General features: G+C 73.3%; 16 protein-coding genes. 12 read left to right on the forward strand and 4 right to left on the reverse strand.

The window, feature by feature from the left end:
- The first annotated feature begins 133 nt into the window (after positions 1-133).
- From QFW96_RS20565 to cobS, 10 genes are all read left to right on the forward strand, one after another.
- Positions 134-2,608, forward strand: a complete 2,475-nt coding sequence (locus tag QFW96_RS20565) for a LuxR family transcriptional regulator (RefSeq protein WP_281457316.1) — start codon at positions 134-136, stop codon at positions 2,606-2,608.
- A 228-nt stretch (positions 2,609-2,836) separates the two neighbouring features.
- Positions 2,837-3,946 (forward strand): hypothetical protein, encoded by a 1,110-nt coding sequence (locus QFW96_RS20570; RefSeq protein ID WP_281457317.1) that lies wholly within the window; start codon positions 2,837-2,839, stop codon positions 3,944-3,946.
- A gap of 14 nt (positions 3,947-3,960) precedes the next feature.
- Positions 3,961-4,287, forward strand: coding sequence for a hypothetical protein (locus QFW96_RS20575; RefSeq protein WP_281457318.1), 327 nt, complete (start codon positions 3,961-3,963; stop codon positions 4,285-4,287).
- Positions 4,284-5,099, forward strand: coding sequence for an ESX secretion-associated protein EspG (locus QFW96_RS20580; RefSeq protein ID WP_281457319.1), 816 nt, complete (start codon positions 4,284-4,286; stop codon positions 5,097-5,099). Before QFW96_RS20575 ends, QFW96_RS20580 begins: the two co-directional genes overlap by 4 nt.
- A gap of 24 nt (positions 5,100-5,123) precedes the next feature.
- Positions 5,124-5,525, forward strand: a complete 402-nt coding sequence (locus QFW96_RS20585) for a YbaB/EbfC family nucleoid-associated protein (protein WP_281457320.1) — start codon at positions 5,124-5,126, stop codon at positions 5,523-5,525.
- Complete coding sequence (locus tag QFW96_RS20590) at positions 5,525-5,830, forward strand: type VII secretion target (RefSeq protein ID WP_281457321.1); 306 nt, start codon at positions 5,525-5,527, stop codon at positions 5,828-5,830. The genes QFW96_RS20585 and QFW96_RS20590 overlap by 1 nt, the downstream gene beginning before the upstream one ends.
- On the forward strand, positions 5,827-7,008 hold the full coding sequence (locus tag QFW96_RS20595) for a hypothetical protein (RefSeq protein ID WP_281457322.1): 1,182 nt from the start codon (positions 5,827-5,829) through the stop codon (positions 7,006-7,008). The genes QFW96_RS20590 and QFW96_RS20595 overlap by 4 nt, the downstream gene beginning before the upstream one ends.
- 184 nt (positions 7,009-7,192) lie before the next feature.
- The gene (gene cobU, locus QFW96_RS20600) at positions 7,193-7,732 is read left to right on the forward strand and encodes a bifunctional adenosylcobinamide kinase/adenosylcobinamide-phosphate guanylyltransferase (protein ID WP_281457323.1); all 540 of its coding nucleotides are present in this window, start codon (positions 7,193-7,195) and stop codon (positions 7,730-7,732) included.
- A 76-nt stretch (positions 7,733-7,808) separates the two neighbouring features.
- Positions 7,809-8,864, forward strand: a complete 1,056-nt coding sequence (gene cobT / locus QFW96_RS20605) for a nicotinate-nucleotide--dimethylbenzimidazole phosphoribosyltransferase (RefSeq protein WP_281457354.1) — start codon at positions 7,809-7,811, stop codon at positions 8,862-8,864.
- Positions 8,864-9,601: an adenosylcobinamide-GDP ribazoletransferase gene (cobS, locus tag QFW96_RS20610; RefSeq protein WP_281457355.1), complete on the forward strand. Its 738-nt coding sequence runs from the start codon at positions 8,864-8,866 to the stop codon at positions 9,599-9,601. Before cobT ends, cobS begins: the two co-directional genes overlap by 1 nt.
- A 46-nt stretch (positions 9,602-9,647) precedes the next feature.
- Here cobS and QFW96_RS20615 read toward each other — a convergent pair whose 3' ends face one another.
- A complete protein-coding gene (locus QFW96_RS20615; RefSeq protein WP_281457324.1) occupies positions 9,648-10,586 on the reverse strand; it encodes an AraC family transcriptional regulator in 939 nt (312 codons plus the stop codon).
- Between the two features lie 82 nt (positions 10,587-10,668).
- Here QFW96_RS20615 and QFW96_RS20620 point away from each other — a divergent pair, with 82 nt between their 5' ends.
- On the forward strand, positions 10,669-11,085 hold the full coding sequence (locus QFW96_RS20620) for a pyridoxamine 5'-phosphate oxidase family protein (protein ID WP_281457325.1): 417 nt from the start codon (positions 10,669-10,671) through the stop codon (positions 11,083-11,085).
- Between the two features lie 51 nt (positions 11,086-11,136).
- On the opposite strand, the gene QFW96_RS20625 is transcribed toward QFW96_RS20620, so the two are convergent.
- Positions 11,137-12,240 (reverse strand): branched-chain amino acid aminotransferase, encoded by a 1,104-nt coding sequence (locus QFW96_RS20625; protein WP_281457326.1) that lies wholly within the window; start codon positions 12,238-12,240, stop codon positions 11,137-11,139.
- Between the two features lie 135 nt (positions 12,241-12,375).
- Between QFW96_RS20625 and QFW96_RS20630 the strand changes: the two genes are divergently transcribed.
- Positions 12,376-12,672 carry a hypothetical protein gene (locus QFW96_RS20630; RefSeq protein WP_281457327.1) on the forward strand — a complete coding sequence of 99 codons (297 nt, stop codon included), beginning with the start codon at positions 12,376-12,378 and terminating at the stop codon, positions 12,670-12,672.
- Here QFW96_RS20630 and QFW96_RS20635 read toward each other — a convergent pair.
- The gene (locus QFW96_RS20635) at positions 12,665-13,330 is read right to left on the reverse strand and encodes a DUF402 domain-containing protein (protein WP_281457328.1); all 666 of its coding nucleotides are present in this window, start codon (positions 13,328-13,330) and stop codon (positions 12,665-12,667) included. The genes QFW96_RS20630 and QFW96_RS20635 overlap by 8 nt on opposite strands.
- Before the next feature lie 7 nt (positions 13,331-13,337).
- Positions 13,338-14,594, reverse strand: coding sequence for an APC family permease (locus QFW96_RS20640; protein ID WP_281457329.1), 1,257 nt, complete (start codon positions 14,592-14,594; stop codon positions 13,338-13,340).
- Positions 14,595-14,678: the final 84 nt, after the last annotated feature.

The following is a 14,678-nucleotide window of genomic DNA, read 5'->3' on the forward strand; positions in this document are numbered from 1 at the left end:
CCGAGCGCTCGTGAGCGCCGGGGCACGATCTCCGTCAATTGGGCGAAACCGGTGTGGGCGTGGTGGGTTCGCCGTAGTCTGAGGTGCGGGTGCACTGGTGCTCGGGCACACAGACCGAACAGCTGGGGGTCGCGTGACGCTCCACGGGCGGCACGAGTCGTTGCGATTTCTGGCCGAAGCCGCTTCGGCCGCGATGGTCGGGCAGGGTGCGCTGGTCATGGTGCGGGCCGACCCGGGGCTCGGAGTCACCTCCTTGCTGGAAGCGCACCTCTCGGCCATGCGGGACTCCGGGCTGCGCGGGTACCGCGTTCCCGTGCTGCCGCCGGAAGGACGCACGCCGCTGTCCGCCGGGACTCCGGAGTGGGAGGAGCCCGCGCTGGTCGTCATCGACGACCTGCACCGCGCCGACGACGAAACCCTGCTCGCGCTGCACGATCTCGCCGAAGGAATCTACGGCAGGCCGCTGCTGATCGTGACTGGTCGGCACCGCGGTGTCGCCCCGGACCGCTTCGCGGGGCTCGACCGGCTCGGCATCGTGCACGACCTGCACCCGCTGGACGAGGACGCCGTCCTGGCGATGCGACCCGACGTGGCCCGTGCCGGGGAGGCCGGGGGCAATCCGTGGTTGTTGAGCCGGATCACCGCCGGGGACCGCGCCACGCAGGTCAGCGCGTGGGCCGCCGGTCTCGCCGGGGCCGACGTGGATCTGCTGCGCTGCGCCGCGCTGCTCGGCGAATCCGCCTCCGTCGACGAACTCGCCGCGGTGAGCGGGACGACGCCGAGCGACGCGCTCACCGCCGTGGCGAGGCTGTCCGCTCGCGGCTTGGTGCAGGAGCGCTCCGGTGAGGTCCAGGTGCGCCATCCGGTGGTCCGCACCGACATCGCCACGACCTCCGCAGGTCTGCGCGGTTCGGTGGCGCGGGCGCTCGCCGAGCGCGACGCGCCGGTCGCGCGCATCGCCGATCACCTCGCGCACGCCCCGATGGACGCCTGGGCGGTGCGCTGGGTAGCCGAGCACGCCGAGCAGCTGACCGCGCGCTCCTCGCCGAAAGTCGTGCGGCTGCTGGAAAGCGCGGTGGCCGCGCTGTCCCCCGGCGACCCCCGGGTGCCCGCGCTGCGCGCCGCCCGGACCGAAGCGCTGCTGTGGAGCGGAAGCGCCGAGCAGGCACGCCGCGCCGCTGCGGAAATCCTTCTCGCCCAACCGGATCCGCCCGTCCGCCACCGCCTGCTCGCCGTGCTCGGAATCATCGCCAACGGCGAGTTCGCGCCCGGAACCGCGCTCTCGGTGCTGGAACCCGAACGCCGCAACGGGAAGCTGCCCGCGAGGCTCGCGGCGCTCGACGCCTACGCCCACCTGCTGACCGGTGACCTGGAGGCCACCGCACGGGCGGTGGCGGAGGCGAGCGAGGCCGCCGACGAACCGCTCGTCGAGGTCTACCTGTGCAACATCAGGGCCATCGGGCAGTGCCTGGCGCGCGACTACTCGGCGGCCCTCGAACAGCTGGACCGGGCGTCGGTGCTGCTGGAGGTCTCGGCGTACGAACCGGCCCAGTGGCTGATGTCGCGGCTGCTGCGGGCGGTGGTGCAGAACCTCGAAGAGGACCCGGCCGTGATGGACACGATCGACCAGGCGCGGCCGGTCGCGCGCAGCATCGGTCTGGGGTTCCTGCCGTGGCTGCACACCATCGCCGCCGTCGCAGCGCTGAAGTTCGGCGAGTGGGACCGGGCGCTCGCCGAGGTGGACGCCGGGCTCGCCCTGCCGCACCAGCACGGCATGGCGGGCCCGCTCCACGCGGTGGCTGCCACGATCCTGGTCAACCGCGGAGACCTGCCCGCCGGGCGCGAGCACGCCGAACTCGCCGACCAGGCCGTTCCGCACGGGGTGGCGACGTTCTACCAGCCGCTGATGACGGTGACCCGGGCGCTGCTGGCCGGAGTCGACGGGGACCTGGGCCGCGCGGTGAAGATCGTGCGCGACGTCGTCGAGGGCGGTGGCGGCATGCCCACCGACCGCTCCATCGCACCGGTCTGCGTGCCGCTGGTGCGCATCGCGGTCGCCGGCGGCGAGCGCGACCTGGCCCGCCGGTTGACCGAGCGGATGCTGGAGTGGAGCCACGACGACAGCACGATCACCTACTGCCGGAGCCTGATCGCCGACGACGTGGACGAACTGCTGGCCGCCGCACAGGCTTTCGCCGACAGCAGCGCCCCGCTGGCCGCCGCGCAGGCCGCGCAGGACGCCGCGGTGGCGCTGGCGGCGGCCGGTCGTTCCGACGCCGCCAAAGCGGCCTACTCGGCCGCGATCGACAAGTTCGCGGCGATGGCCGCCCACCGCGAGATCGACCGGACCGCCGCCCACCTGCGCGCCCACGGCGTGCAGCTCGGGGCGTCCGGCCCCCGCAGGCGGCCCAAGCACGGCTGGGACAGCCTCACCGGCGCGGAGATGCGGGTCGTGGAGCTCGTCGCGCAGGGGCTGACGAACCGCGAGGTCGCCGAGCGGTTGGTCGTGTCGGTGCGCACCGTGGACTCCCACGTCTCGCGCGTGCTGCGCAAGCTCGGCTGCTCGTCGCGCCTCGAACTCGCCGTCAAGCACCGGGAACGGCGCTAGCCCGCCGACGAAGATCGGCAACATTGCCGATGTTCCCGCCGCGCGGTTCTGGTGATCTGTGGGTATCGCGCTGGAGCGCGTCGCTGGCATGGGGACAGCGGGGGGCACGCAGGGGCGAGACCGCGGCGTTCACCGGCGAACGCCGCGGTCTCGCCCGTCTCGCGAGGTCTTCGAGCGCTCCGCGCTCGGCTCTCGGCACGGCCGATCAGAGGAAGGCAGAGACCGGACATGACCGACTCCGGAGAGGCGAACGTCATCGCCACCGCGTCCGCCGGGGTGCAGGACCTGGCCAGGGCCACCACCTCGGTGCTCGACCAGGCGGGGCCGGCCGGTGAGGTGGGCAAGCCCGTCGTGCGCGCCCTGACCAACGTCTGGGAGGGCTACTTCGGCGCGCCGATCCCTCCCGAAGGGACGAACTGGAACGCCTACACCCACGAGCAGCTGTACGCGATGGTGTGGGAGAACGCCGACGCCGCCGACGTCACCGGCATCGCCGACGAGTGGGGCAGGCACAGCACGGAGCTCGCCGGTCACGCCGACGCGATGCACCGGCAGCGGTCGACGATGCAGCAGCACTGGACCAGCGAATCGGCCGATGCCGCCACCAGCGCGCTCGGCCTGATCGGCGACCGGACCTCCGGCGTCGGCGAACGCGCCAGCACCGTCTCGCACGCCACCCAGAACGCGGGCGACGCCCTGTCGTCGGCCCGCAACTCGATGCCGCCACCGCCCGGTGATCCGACCGGGACCGTGGCGGGCACCGGTGTCGCCGGGGCAGGTGCGGGCGCGGTGGTCGGCGGCGTCATCGGCGCCGCCGCGGGCGGTGTCGGCGCGGTGCCCGGCGCGATGATCGGCGCTGCCGTCGGCGCGGCGGCGGCCGGGGGGACCAGCATGTTCCTGGCCTCGACGAACGCCGCCGCGAAGAAGGCCGAGGCGGTGCACGTGATGACGCAGTACGAGGCGGCGCTGCGCCGCAGCAGCGCCGCCATCGCTCCGCCCGGAACCCCCGGCGCCGCAGGCGGACCGGCGCCCGCCGCCACGACGGCCGCCGGGATCTCCGGGGTCGGCGCAGCGGGCACCGGCGGCGTCCCTTGGGGGAAGTTGGTGGGCGGAGCCGATCCGCTGGGCGGCGGCGCGGGACGGGCCACCGCGGGGCTTGGCGGCGCGGCGGGAGCCCTCCGGGGCCTGGGCGCGGCCGGAGCGGGCGGCATGGCCCCCGGGCGTGCCGGGGCGGCAAGCGGTGAGGACGACGAGCAGGTGCACGAGAACAAGCTGCCCACCATCGACCGCGGACTTTTCGACGACGACCGGCCGGCCAGCGCGCCGGTCATCGGCTGACGCAGGAGTGAACGTTGAGCAAGGGATATCGCGTCGCGACGGAAGACCTCGCCGCGCAGGCCAAGGAGCTGTCCCAGGTCGGTGATCAGACCGACGGGCTGGTGACCTCCGCTCGGCAGCTCGCCGACCGGACGCCGATGCTGGGCACCGCGCCGCCCGCGCTGCACCTGGCGATGCGGCTGCGCCGGAGCGCAGGGGAATCCGGTCTCACCCGCGAGATCACCGCGGCGCACGCCGCGCTGGGCGACTTCCACAGCGCCCTGCACGACACCGCGACCGGGTACGAGCACTCCGACACCACCGCTGCGGACTTGCTGCGCGGCGCGGACTCTGCGACATGACCGCTGCGACGACCCGTCCGAAGCGGGAGGGGATCGATTTCGGGCAGGTCGAGCTCGACCTGCTGGCCGCGCACGCCGGGGTGACCTGGCCGTTCCCGCTGCGCATCCCGTCGTTCGGGCGCATCGCCGGGGAGCGCGAGACGCTGTTCGCGGCGGCCGGGCACACCCTGCGGCTGCGCGGCCTCGCCGACGACGACGGCCCCGCCGGGGCCGCGACGGAGCTGGTCACCGCGCTGCGCCAGTACCGAGGCACGGTCGACCTGGTGCTGGTCGACGAGACCGGTGCGAGCGCTGTGCTGGCGATGCTCTACCGCTCCTCGGTGCTGGTCTTCGAGCAGCGGCTCGACGGCGACCCGGCCACCACCGTGCGGATCCGCCGGGTCGCGCCGAAGGCGCTCGTGGACGAGCTCGTCGCGCTGGTGCCGGAGCACCCACCGGCGAAGTCGATGCCGATCAACCTGCCGCACCGCGTCGTGGACGACGTGGCGGCGCTCAACGAGATCGACGACGACCGGCTCAAGCAGCGGCGCTTCCGGGAGCTCGTCCGGGACTGCGGCGGCGATCCGGGGGCGCTGGACCGGCTGGTCGCGGTGCTGCCCGCGCTCACCGGCCGCGGCCAGCTCGGCGCGACCCGCCGGACCAGCCGGGGCGACGAGCGCCGAGGCGCGGAACTGTCCTGGTTGGACGGTCCGCACGGCAGGCTCCGGGTGAACCGGACCGACGGCGGCTGGGTGAGCCTCAACCCGCTGCGGCCCGCCGTGGTGCGGGCCGCGCTCACCGACCTCGTCTCGACCGCCCGCGAACCGCGCTGACCCGAACACGTTTCGAGAGGAATCATGGTGAACTCAGCTCAGCAGTGGCTCGCTGACTACGACGCCACGCTCGCCCGGGCGGCGGCCGACGCGCAGGCCGCCAGCGCCAGTCTCAAGCAGGTCAACGGCACGGCGACCTCCCCGCGCGGCGAGATCTCGGTGCAGGTCGGCCCGAGCGGGGCGCTGGTGGACATCCGGCTCACCCCGGCGGCGCGAGCCCTCGAAGCCGAGAAGCTCGCGCAACTCATCCTCACCACCACCCAGCAGGCGCAGCGGATGGTGGGCACGCACGTCATGGAGATCATGACCGACTACCTCGGCGAGGGGCCGGCGCTCGAATTCGTCCGGGAGAACATGCCGGTCGACACCGACGAACCGCCGCAGGACGACGACGACTTCTTCGCCAACCCGCGGGTGATCGTCTGATGAGCACCGAGTTCCACGTCGACCACGAGCAGATCCGCGCCCACGCAAGCACCGTGGCGGGCCTGTCCGACGGCCTGTCCTCGACGGCCCGCGCGGTGGCCGGCGGGCCGGCGGGCAACGCGCTGGGCAGCTTCGTGGAGTTCGCCACCCTGGGGTTCGGCGAGGCCATGACCCAAGCGGCCCAAGCGGTTTCGGCCGCTTCGGGCGCCCTGGACAGCGTGAGCCGAGGACTGGCGCGCAGCGCCGAGGACTACCAGCGCGCCGACGACGAGGGCGTCGCGCTGCTGGCGAAGGAGGACCGATGAGCCTGGAGATGAGCCTCCCGCTGGGCTCGGCGGGCACCATGGCGCTCGTCGCGGACGTGCGCTCCACCAACGACGCGGTCCGGGGTGGCGGCTGGGACTCCGGGAGCTACGGGTCCGGCGGCGACACCGGTGCCGCGACGGGCGGCGACCCGCTGTCGGCGCTGGTCGGCTCGGGGTTCGGGTTCGTGGCCGATCTCGTGCCGTTCCTGGGGGAACCGCTGCAGCAGCTCGCGGGCGACCCGGGCGCGGTGGCCGCCGGCGTGCAGGGCTTGCAGGACATGGGCAGCGGAGTCGCGTCGATCTCCGAGTCCTACGGTCAGGCGGCGGGCCCGGAGACGAGCGGGTGGTCCGGCGCCGCGGCGACCGAATACCTCAAGACCGCAGCGGAACTCGTCGGCGGTCTCCAGGGGCTCGGGGAAGCCGCCTCCGGTCTCGGTGCGGCGCTGGCCGGTCTGGGCGATGCGGCCGCCAAGACGGCGAACGAGGTGACGATCCTGGTCAACGAGGCCGTCGGCCGGATCGTCGTCATCATGAACCAGGCCATCGCGGCAGCCCAGGCCACGTTCGGCGGGAGCATCGCCGCGGCGATCCCCCAGGTCGTGCAGGTCGCCACCGAGTACGGCGTCCGGATCTCCGGGCACATGGGCAACCTGCTCAACAGCGCCCAGGGGCTGATGGGGCACGTCGACGAGGTCATGAAGGTCGTCACCGCCATCGGTGGCGTGGTGGGCAAGATCGCGGACCAGGCCGGGCAGATCACCGAGGGCGCCACGAGCCCGTCCGGTTCCAGCGCGGCGGGTTCGAGCGCGGCCGGTTCCAGCGCGGCCGGTTCCAGCGCGACAGCCGTGTCCCCGCACCTCGGCACGGGCGGAAGCGCCTCGCCGGGCATGACGGCCGCGGCCTCCCTGGCCGGTGGCGCGGGCGGTGCGCAGTCGACGCCGAGCCCCGGCGGTGCCGCGCACGCCGGACCCGTCCCGGGTTCACCGGCCGCGGGTCTCGCGGGCCCGAACGCCAACGGCGCCGCCGCCTCGGGCGCGGGTGGTTTCGGGATGGCGCCCATGACCCCGCAGCGCAAGCAGCAGGACACCACCGAGACCGAGCACACCTCGCGCCTCTCGAACCGGCTCAACGCGGAAACCGAGTTCCCGAAGCAGGACGATCACGGCTACCGGTCCTGACCGGCACCCGTGACGGCGCGGTCCAGGGCGGCGCTTGCCGAGCCCGCCACCTGGACCTACCCGCGTCCCTGGACCGGCTCGTGTACCGAGCACCTGGCGACGGGGGGATGACGCACGACACGGCTGGGGTGGTGACCGGGCGATCTCCGGGTACGGTCTCGGCGGTTGTTGTGCGGGAGGTTTCGTGCGGTCTTTGGTGTTGGGCGGGGCTCGATCCGGGAAGTCGGCGCACGCCGAGGGGTTGGTGCCCGAGGACGGTGCGGTGGTGTACGTGGCCACGGCGCGGCGGGATCCTTCGGATGCCGAGTGGAACGAGCGGATCGCCCAGCACGTGGCTCGGCGGCCTTCGAGCTGGCGGACCGTGGAGGCGCCCGACGCCGAGGCGCTGCGGCGGGTCCTCGCCGAGGCCGGTGGCGGTGAGCACGTGCTGGTGGACGACCTGGCGACCTGGATGACCGGGGTGCTCGACGACGCCGGGGCGTGGGAACGGGATCCGGCCGCCCTGGCGGTCGTCGCGCGGCACTGCGACGCGCTGGTGTCGGCGGTGGCCGGGTGCGCCGGGCGGGTCGTGCTGGTGTCGGCCGAGGTCGGCCTCGGCGTCGTGCCCGGTACGCGATCTGGAAGGCTGTTCCGGGACGAGCTCGGCTCGCTCAACGCCAGGCTGGCGGCGGTGTGCGACGAGGTGCTGCTGTTGGTCGCCGGATGTCCGCTGCGCGTCCGATGAGCCCGCAGGGCCTTGCTGAGCTGCGGTTTTTCAACACGGAGGTTTTCGCTTGTCCACCGAACAGAACGACCCCGGCATGATCGAGTTCCCGCCGGTCCCGGCGCCCGACGAGCAGGCCTCGCGGGAAGCCGCGGCGCGGCAGGCGCAGCTGACCAAGCCGGCCGGTTCCCTGGGACGGCTGGAGGAGCTGGGCGTGTGGTTCGCCGGGCGGCAGGGCGCCTGCCCGCCGCGCCCGCCCGCCCGCGCGCGGGTCGTCGTCTTCGCAGGTGATCACGGCATCGCGCAGCACGGCGTGTCCGCCTACCCGCCCGAGGTCACCGGGCAGATGGTCGCGAACTTCCTCTCCGGCGGTGCCGCGGTGAACGTGCTGGCCTCCCACGCGGGCGCGACCGTGCGCGTGGTGGACATGGCCGTCGCCGTCGACACCCCGCCGGTGGTCAGCGCGCACAAGGTGCGCCGCGGCTCCGGGGCCATCGACCGCGAGGACGCGCTCACCGACGAGGAGGTGCGGGCCGCGATCCGGGCCGGGCGGACCATCGCCGACGAGGAGGTCGACTCGGGGGCCGATCTGCTCATCGCCGGGGACATGGGCATCGGCAACACCACGCCCGCCGCCGTGCTGATCTCGCTGCTCACCGGCACCGAGCCGGTCGCCGTCGTCGGGCGCGGCACCGGCATCGACGACCAGGCGTGGATGCGCAAGACCGCCGCGATCCGGGACGCGCTGCGCCGGGCCCGCAAGGTCCACAACGACCCGGTGGCGCTGCTGCGCACCTCCACCGGGGCCGACATCGCCGCGCTCGCCGGGTTCCTCGCCCAGGCCGCGGTGCGCAAGACGCCGGTGCTGCTCGACGGTGTCGTGGTCGGTGCCGCGGCGCTGGCCGCCGAGGAGCTCGCGCCCGGGGCGCGGCAGTGGTGGCTGGCCGGGCACCGGTCGGCCGAGCCGGGCGGCCCGATGGTGCTGCAGCACCTCGACCTCGAACCCGTGCTGGACATGCAGCTGCGGCTCGGCGAGGGTTCCGGCGCGCTGACGGCGCTGCCGGTGCTGACGGCGGCGGTGAAGGTGCTGGCCGAGATGGCCACCTTCGACGAAGCCGGGGTCGCGGGCAGCTCCGACGAGGCCGGGGCGTGATCGACGGGCTGCGCCTGGCGGTCTCCTGGCTGACGGTGCTGCCGGTGCGGGCGGGTCAGGTCGACGACCGCGCGTGCCGGCAGGCGATCTCGTTCGCCCCGCTGGTCGGAGCCCTCGTCGGCGGGATCGGGGCGCTGGTGCTGTGGGGTCTCAACGCCCTGGGTGCTCCCCCGCTGCTGGCCGGACTGCTCGTGGTGGCGCTGCTGGTGCTGGTCACCAGGGGTATGCACGTGGACGGGCTGGCCGACAGCGTCGACGGGCTCGGCTGCTACGGGCCTCCGGAGCGCGCGCTGCAGGTGATGCGCGACGGCGGCGCCGGACCGTTCGCGGTGGTCGCGCTGATCCTGGTGATCGGCGTGCAGGCGGTGAGCATCGGCGAGCTCGCGGCGACGCCGTGGGCGCTGGTCCTGGCGTGCGCCGCGGGCCGCGCGGCGTTCGTGCTGTGCTGCCGCGCCGGTCTGCCCTCGGCCCGCCCGGAGGGCATGGGCGCGCTCGTCGCGGGAAGCCAGCCGCTGTGGCTGGTGCTCGGCTGGTGGCTGATCGCGACCCTGGCCGCGCTGCTGATCAGCCCAGCCGCAGCGGTCTCCGTCCTCGTCGCCGCGGGGTTGTTGGTGCTGTTCACCCGCCACGTCCGCCGCCGCTTCGGCGGGATCACCGGCGACGTCCTCGGCGCCGCCTCGGAACTCGCCACGACGGTGGTCCTGGTGGGTTCGGTGCTCGGCAGCGGACAGTTTTAGCCATAACTGTCCATGATCAATGCCCGAAATGTCCGGACAGTTAGGACTAAAACTGTCCCGTGGTGAGCACCGCACGACGGTGAGCGCTGGGCGTCGTCCCGCGCAACCGCTTGAAGGCGGCGCTGAAGGTGAAGGGATCGGCGTAGCCGACGGTGCGGGCGATCTCGGCGATCGTCCTGGCACCGTCCTCGGCGAGCAGGTCCGCCGCCAGGGTCATGCGCCAGCGGGTGAGGTAGGTCAGCGGCGGTTCGCCGACCAGGTCCGTGAACCGCTTCGCCAGGGTCGAGCGGGACGCACCGGCGCGCCGGGCCAGCGCGGCGACCGTCCAGGGCGCCGCCGGTTCGGCGTGCAGCAGCCGCAGCGCCTCACCCACCACCGGATCGCGCTGGGCCCGCCACCAGCCCGGGGGCTCGCCGCCGGGCCGGTCGAACCACTCGCGCAACGTGCACACCAGCATCCAGTCCAGCAGCCGGTCGAGCACCAGCTGCTGCCCCGGCGCGTCCACCGCGACCTCCGCCGCGAGGTGGTCGAGCACCGGATCACCGGTCCCGCCCGAGGCCACCCGCAGCACCACCGGCAGCGCCTCCAGCAGCCTGCGGCTGATCTCGCCGCGCAGCGGGTAGGCCCCGACGATCAGCGTCGCCCCACCGCCCTCCCCCGGGTCGTGCCAGCCCAGCCGGTGCCGGGTACCGCCCAGCTCGGGCGCCGAGCAGAACTCGCCGCAGTCCAGCGGTTCCGCCGCGGTCCCCGGCTCGTCGACGACGGTGAACGCGCCCGGCCCGCGCACCACGACGGTGTCGCGGTCGTGGAGCGGCTCGGGCTCACCGCCCTCCGGGATGATCCAGCCCCGCCCGTCGAGGACGGTGACCAGCGTCAGCGGCGCGCCGTCGACGAAGCGCAGCGACCAGGGCGGGGTCAGGGTCGTGCTGCCGAACAACGAGCCCTGGGCCCGCACACCCCGGAAGAGGTCACCGAACGCGTCCACGGCACCGACGCTAGACGATGACGCAGGTGATCCGGATTCTCACCCATGTCGTCGTCCGAGCGGGCGCGGTTGACTCGACGCCATGAGCACGCTGACCGACCAGGACCGCGACTTCCTCCACCGCCCGCTGCACGGCTTCCTGACGGTGGCCGCAGGCCCCGTCCCGCCGCAGCCGCGCCCGGTGTGGTTCGAGGCGACCGCCGGGGGCACGATCGAGCTGTTCACCGACCCGGACTCGGCCAAGGTGCCGCGCCTGCGCCGCGATCCGCGCGCCTCGCTGATCGTCGCCGCCCCGGCCACCGAGCGCGAGCGGTGGGTGTCGATCACCGGCCGCACCACCATCGCCTCCGACGGCACCGCTGAGCTGGTCGAACGCCTCGCCGCGCGCTACTGGGACCTGACCGACCCGGCCCGGCAGGACGACCTGGCCGGGCTGCGCGCAGGCACCTGGCTGCGGATCGTCCTCCACCCGGACAAGATCGCCCGCCTGGAGTTCTAGACACGACGGCGCCCCCTGCGATCGATCGCAGGGGGCGCCGTGGAAGAGGTGTCAGCCCAGCTTGGTCATCCAGCCGTGGGTGTCCTCGACCGAGCCGTACTGGATGCCGGTCAGCTTCTCGCGGAGCTTCAAGGTCACCTCGCCCGGCCGGCCGTCGGCGATGCCGAACTCGCCGTCGCGGTGCTTGACGTGGCCGACCGGGGTGATCACCGCGGCGGTGCCGCAGGCGAAGACCTCGGTGAGCTCGCCGGTGGTGGCCGCCTTCTCCCACTCCTCGACGGTGATCTTGCGCTCCTCGACTTGCATGCCGAGCTCCTTGCCCAGCTCCAGCAGCGAGGACCGGGTCACGCCGGGCAGCAGGCTGCCGCTCAGCGCCGGGGTCACCAGCCTCGCGTCGGCACCCGAGCCGAACACGAAGAACAGGTTCATCCCGCCCATCTCCTCGACCGTGTGCCGGTCGCAGGCGTCCAGCCAGACGACCTGGTCGCAGCCCTGCTCGACGGCCTGCGCCTGCGCCAGGAACGACGCCGCGTAGTTGCCCGCGAACTTGGCCGCACCGGTCCCGCCGGGCGCGGCGCGCACGAACTCGTGGCTCAACCACACCGTCACCGGCTTCACGCCACCGGCGAAGTACGACCCGGCCGGTGAGGCGATCAGCGAGTACAGGTAGCTGTTGGACGGGTGGTTCACACCCAGCCCGATCTCCGTGGAGACCATGAAGGGACGCAGGTACAGCGAGCTCTCACCGGTGCTCGGGACCCACTCGCGGTCGACCGCGACCAGCTCTCGCAGCGATTCGACGAACAGCTCCTCGGGCAGCTCGGCCATCGCGATCCGCTTGGCGGAGTCGCGGAAGCGGCGGGCGTTGGCGTCCGGGCGGAACGCCGCGATCGAACCGTCGGGCTGCCGGTAGGCCTTGAGGCCCTCGAAGATCGCCTGCGCGTAGTGCAGGACCGACGTGGCGGGGTCGAACTCCAGCGCGTGGTACGCCTCCAGGCGGGCGTCGTGCCAGCCCTGGTCCTCGGACCACTTGATCGTCACCATGTGGTCGGTGAAGAACTTGCCGAACCCGGGATTCGCCAGCACTTCCGCGCGGCGCTCGGCTGAGGCCGGTTGCGGGTTGGGGTTCCGGGTGAAAGACAGTTCTCCGCTCATGCGCGTACGGTATCGCGTGCGCTGGAGCAGTGAAAACCGGCTCGGGTTCAGTTGGTCATCCAAGTATCGAGCCGTTGCCGAACGGACGCGGAGATTCTGCTGATTCCGCCACCGAATCCGACATATGATGTGGTCATGACGCAGGCCCACAACACCCCCGCGCCGCAGCCCACCTCGGTCCAGCAGGACGTCCGAGCAGCCGTGATCGCCGCCCTGATGCCCTTCGGCGCCGGAATGCTGCTGACCCTCGGCTACGCGTGGATCGGCTGGTTCGGGCTGGTGCTCGCGGCCGTCGGCGTCGCGGGCTGGGGTTTCTGGTGGCGCGGCAAGCACCAGCAGTGGTTCCCGCAGCAGGTGACCACCGGAACGGTCGTCGGCCAGACGGTCCTGATCGCGGTGATCACCTTGCTGCTCTTCATCACGATCAGCTGAGCAGCCACCCGGGCAGGTCGGGGCGGGGCCAGGCCGGGTCCGGGCGCGCGTCGCAGTAGGTGCCGTCGAAGGGGAACGCGCCGTCCTTGGCCAGGGAGATCATCTCCTCGCCCTCGGCGCGCAGGGTCGCCAGCTCGGACGTGCTGAAACGGCCTGCGGCCAGCGCGTCCTCGAGCTCGTCCTCGTCCTTCCAGGACCAGCTGCCGTCGGGCATCACCTCGACGTCGAGCACCCCGTCGACCCGCCGCACGCCGTGCTCGTCGCGGCCGCGCGGGATCTCCAGGTTCACGTACCAGTTCCGGAACTCGCCGGAGGGCTCGAAGAACCACCACACCGACGACCAGCGGTGCTCGTGGACCAGCCGCAGCGTCGGCGTCCCGCGCCACGTCGAGCGCGCGGGCACCCGGGGACCGGAGAACCGCTCCGCGAGCGGCATCTCGCGCGGGCTCCTCCCGTCCGGGGAGGTCGTGATCCGGATCGGGGTGTCGGGCAGCACCCAGCAGAGCAGTTCCGCGCCGTCGTCGGAGACGACGCGGGCCGGGTGCACGGTGCCGAGCGAACCGTCCAGGCGCCAGAAGCTGTAGAGCACGTCGTCGCCCGGGGCCCACTGGTACCGCGGAGCGCCCCAGGTCTTCTCGTCCACCATCGCGTTGGGCATGACCGCCTCATTTCCACCGGCGTGAAACGACTCCCGCCAGCAACGGACCGACAACAACCACACCGAGCGTTGTCAGCATCGCAGAGATCGGCATGCTCATCGCCAGCACGACCGACAAACCCATCCCAAGGCACGCACCCCGCATGGGCCATGTGGGCCCATCGGAGAGCAGCAAACGGGCGCCTGCGTTGGCGAAAGCGTAGTGCAGCAGCAGCGCGCAGGCCGCGAACGACAGCAACGCGATCGGGTCGATCAGCTGCGAGACGACCACCGCAGCGACCCCGATGATCAGGTCCAGCGGGTACGGCGTGCCGGACGGGCCGGTGCGCCCGAGGGCGCGCGGCAGCTCCCGGTCGCGCACCAGCGCGAGCCCGGTCGAGCGCGCCGACTCCAGCGCCCCCAGCAGCACCGGCAGCAGCGCGACGGCCGCGCCGACGCACACCAGCGGCACCAGGTCGGCGGCCGCGGCGGCGGTGAGCACGTCGCGGATCGGCATCGGCGACAGCGCCAGCCGCTCCCAGCCCAGCTGGTAGGTCAGGGCCGCGGTCATCAGCACCAGCAGCGCCGCGACCGCGATCAGCGAGATCCGGGTGGCGCTGCGGATCGTGGTCCACGGCGCGCGATCGGCGTCGTCGGCGGGCGCGGCGAGCCGCTCGAAACCGGTGAAGGCCAGGAACAGCACTCCACCGGCGCCGATGATGCCCACCGCGCTGTCGTCGGAGGCGCCGGGATCGACGTGCGCGACGGGACCGCCCGCCGGGGCGATCGCGAAGCAGATCGCCACCACCAGCAGGACCACCGCCGCGCTCAGCCCGACCCACAGCCACGCCGCCGCGCCCCGGATCCGCAGCCCGGTGGTCGTGGCGAGCACCACCAGCAGGATCACCGCACCCGCCACCAGCGCGCTGGAGCTCGGCAGGAAGAACTCGCCGATCACGCGGGCGATCGCGGCCATCGCGGCGACGTGGGCGGCGAGGTAGGCCGAGGCGCCGACGCGGGCGGGCAGCACGCCCATCCGCTCGCGCACGCACGCGTAGGCCGCGCCCGGGCCCCGGTACCTGCTGGACTGGTAGGCCGTGGCGGACGCCGCGCACACCGCGGTCAGCAGCGCGACCAGCACCCCCAACAGCGCCCACGGGCCCGCCGCGGCGGCAGCGGGCGCCGGTCCGAGCAGCACTCCGACGCCGATCATGCCGCTGAGCGCGAGCGGGAGCGCGTCGCGACCGGTCGTCAATCGGCCGTCCGATTCAACCTGTCGGGTCACCGGCCCACCCTTGCAGACGCGTACGGGGACTTCAGCCGCCTGTCGGCTGACTCGTGGCGAGCGTCCGTGACAGAGCGTATGACG

This window comes from Saccharopolyspora ipomoeae, from assembly GCF_029952525.1.
In the GTDB taxonomy this organism is placed as follows: domain Bacteria; phylum Actinomycetota; class Actinomycetes; order Mycobacteriales; family Pseudonocardiaceae; genus Saccharopolyspora; species Saccharopolyspora ipomoeae.

Coding starts and splice junctions, on each gene's coding strand:
- QFW96_RS20580 (WP_281457319.1), top strand. CDS start 4,284: ATGACCGCTGCGACGACCCGTCCGAAGCGGGAGGGGATCGATTTCGGG.
- QFW96_RS20570 (WP_281457317.1), top strand. CDS start 2,837: ATGACCGACTCCGGAGAGGCGAACGTCATCGCCACCGCGTCCGCCGGG.
- QFW96_RS20585 (WP_281457320.1), top strand. CDS start 5,124: ATGGTGAACTCAGCTCAGCAGTGGCTCGCTGACTACGACGCCACGCTC.
- cobT (WP_281457354.1), top strand. CDS start 7,809: ATGATCGAGTTCCCGCCGGTCCCGGCGCCCGACGAGCAGGCCTCGCGG.
- QFW96_RS20625 (WP_281457326.1), bottom strand. CDS start 12,240: ATGAGCGGAGAACTGTCTTTCACCCGGAACCCCAACCCGCAACCGGCC.
- QFW96_RS20630 (WP_281457327.1), top strand. CDS start 12,376: ATGACGCAGGCCCACAACACCCCCGCGCCGCAGCCCACCTCGGTCCAG.
- QFW96_RS20595 (WP_281457322.1), top strand. CDS start 5,827: ATGAGCCTGGAGATGAGCCTCCCGCTGGGCTCGGCGGGCACCATGGCG.
- QFW96_RS20635 (WP_281457328.1), bottom strand. CDS start 13,330: ATGCCCAACGCGATGGTGGACGAGAAGACCTGGGGCGCTCCGCGGTAC.
- QFW96_RS20590 (WP_281457321.1), top strand. CDS start 5,525: ATGAGCACCGAGTTCCACGTCGACCACGAGCAGATCCGCGCCCACGCA.
- QFW96_RS20620 (WP_281457325.1), top strand. CDS start 10,669: ATGAGCACGCTGACCGACCAGGACCGCGACTTCCTCCACCGCCCGCTG.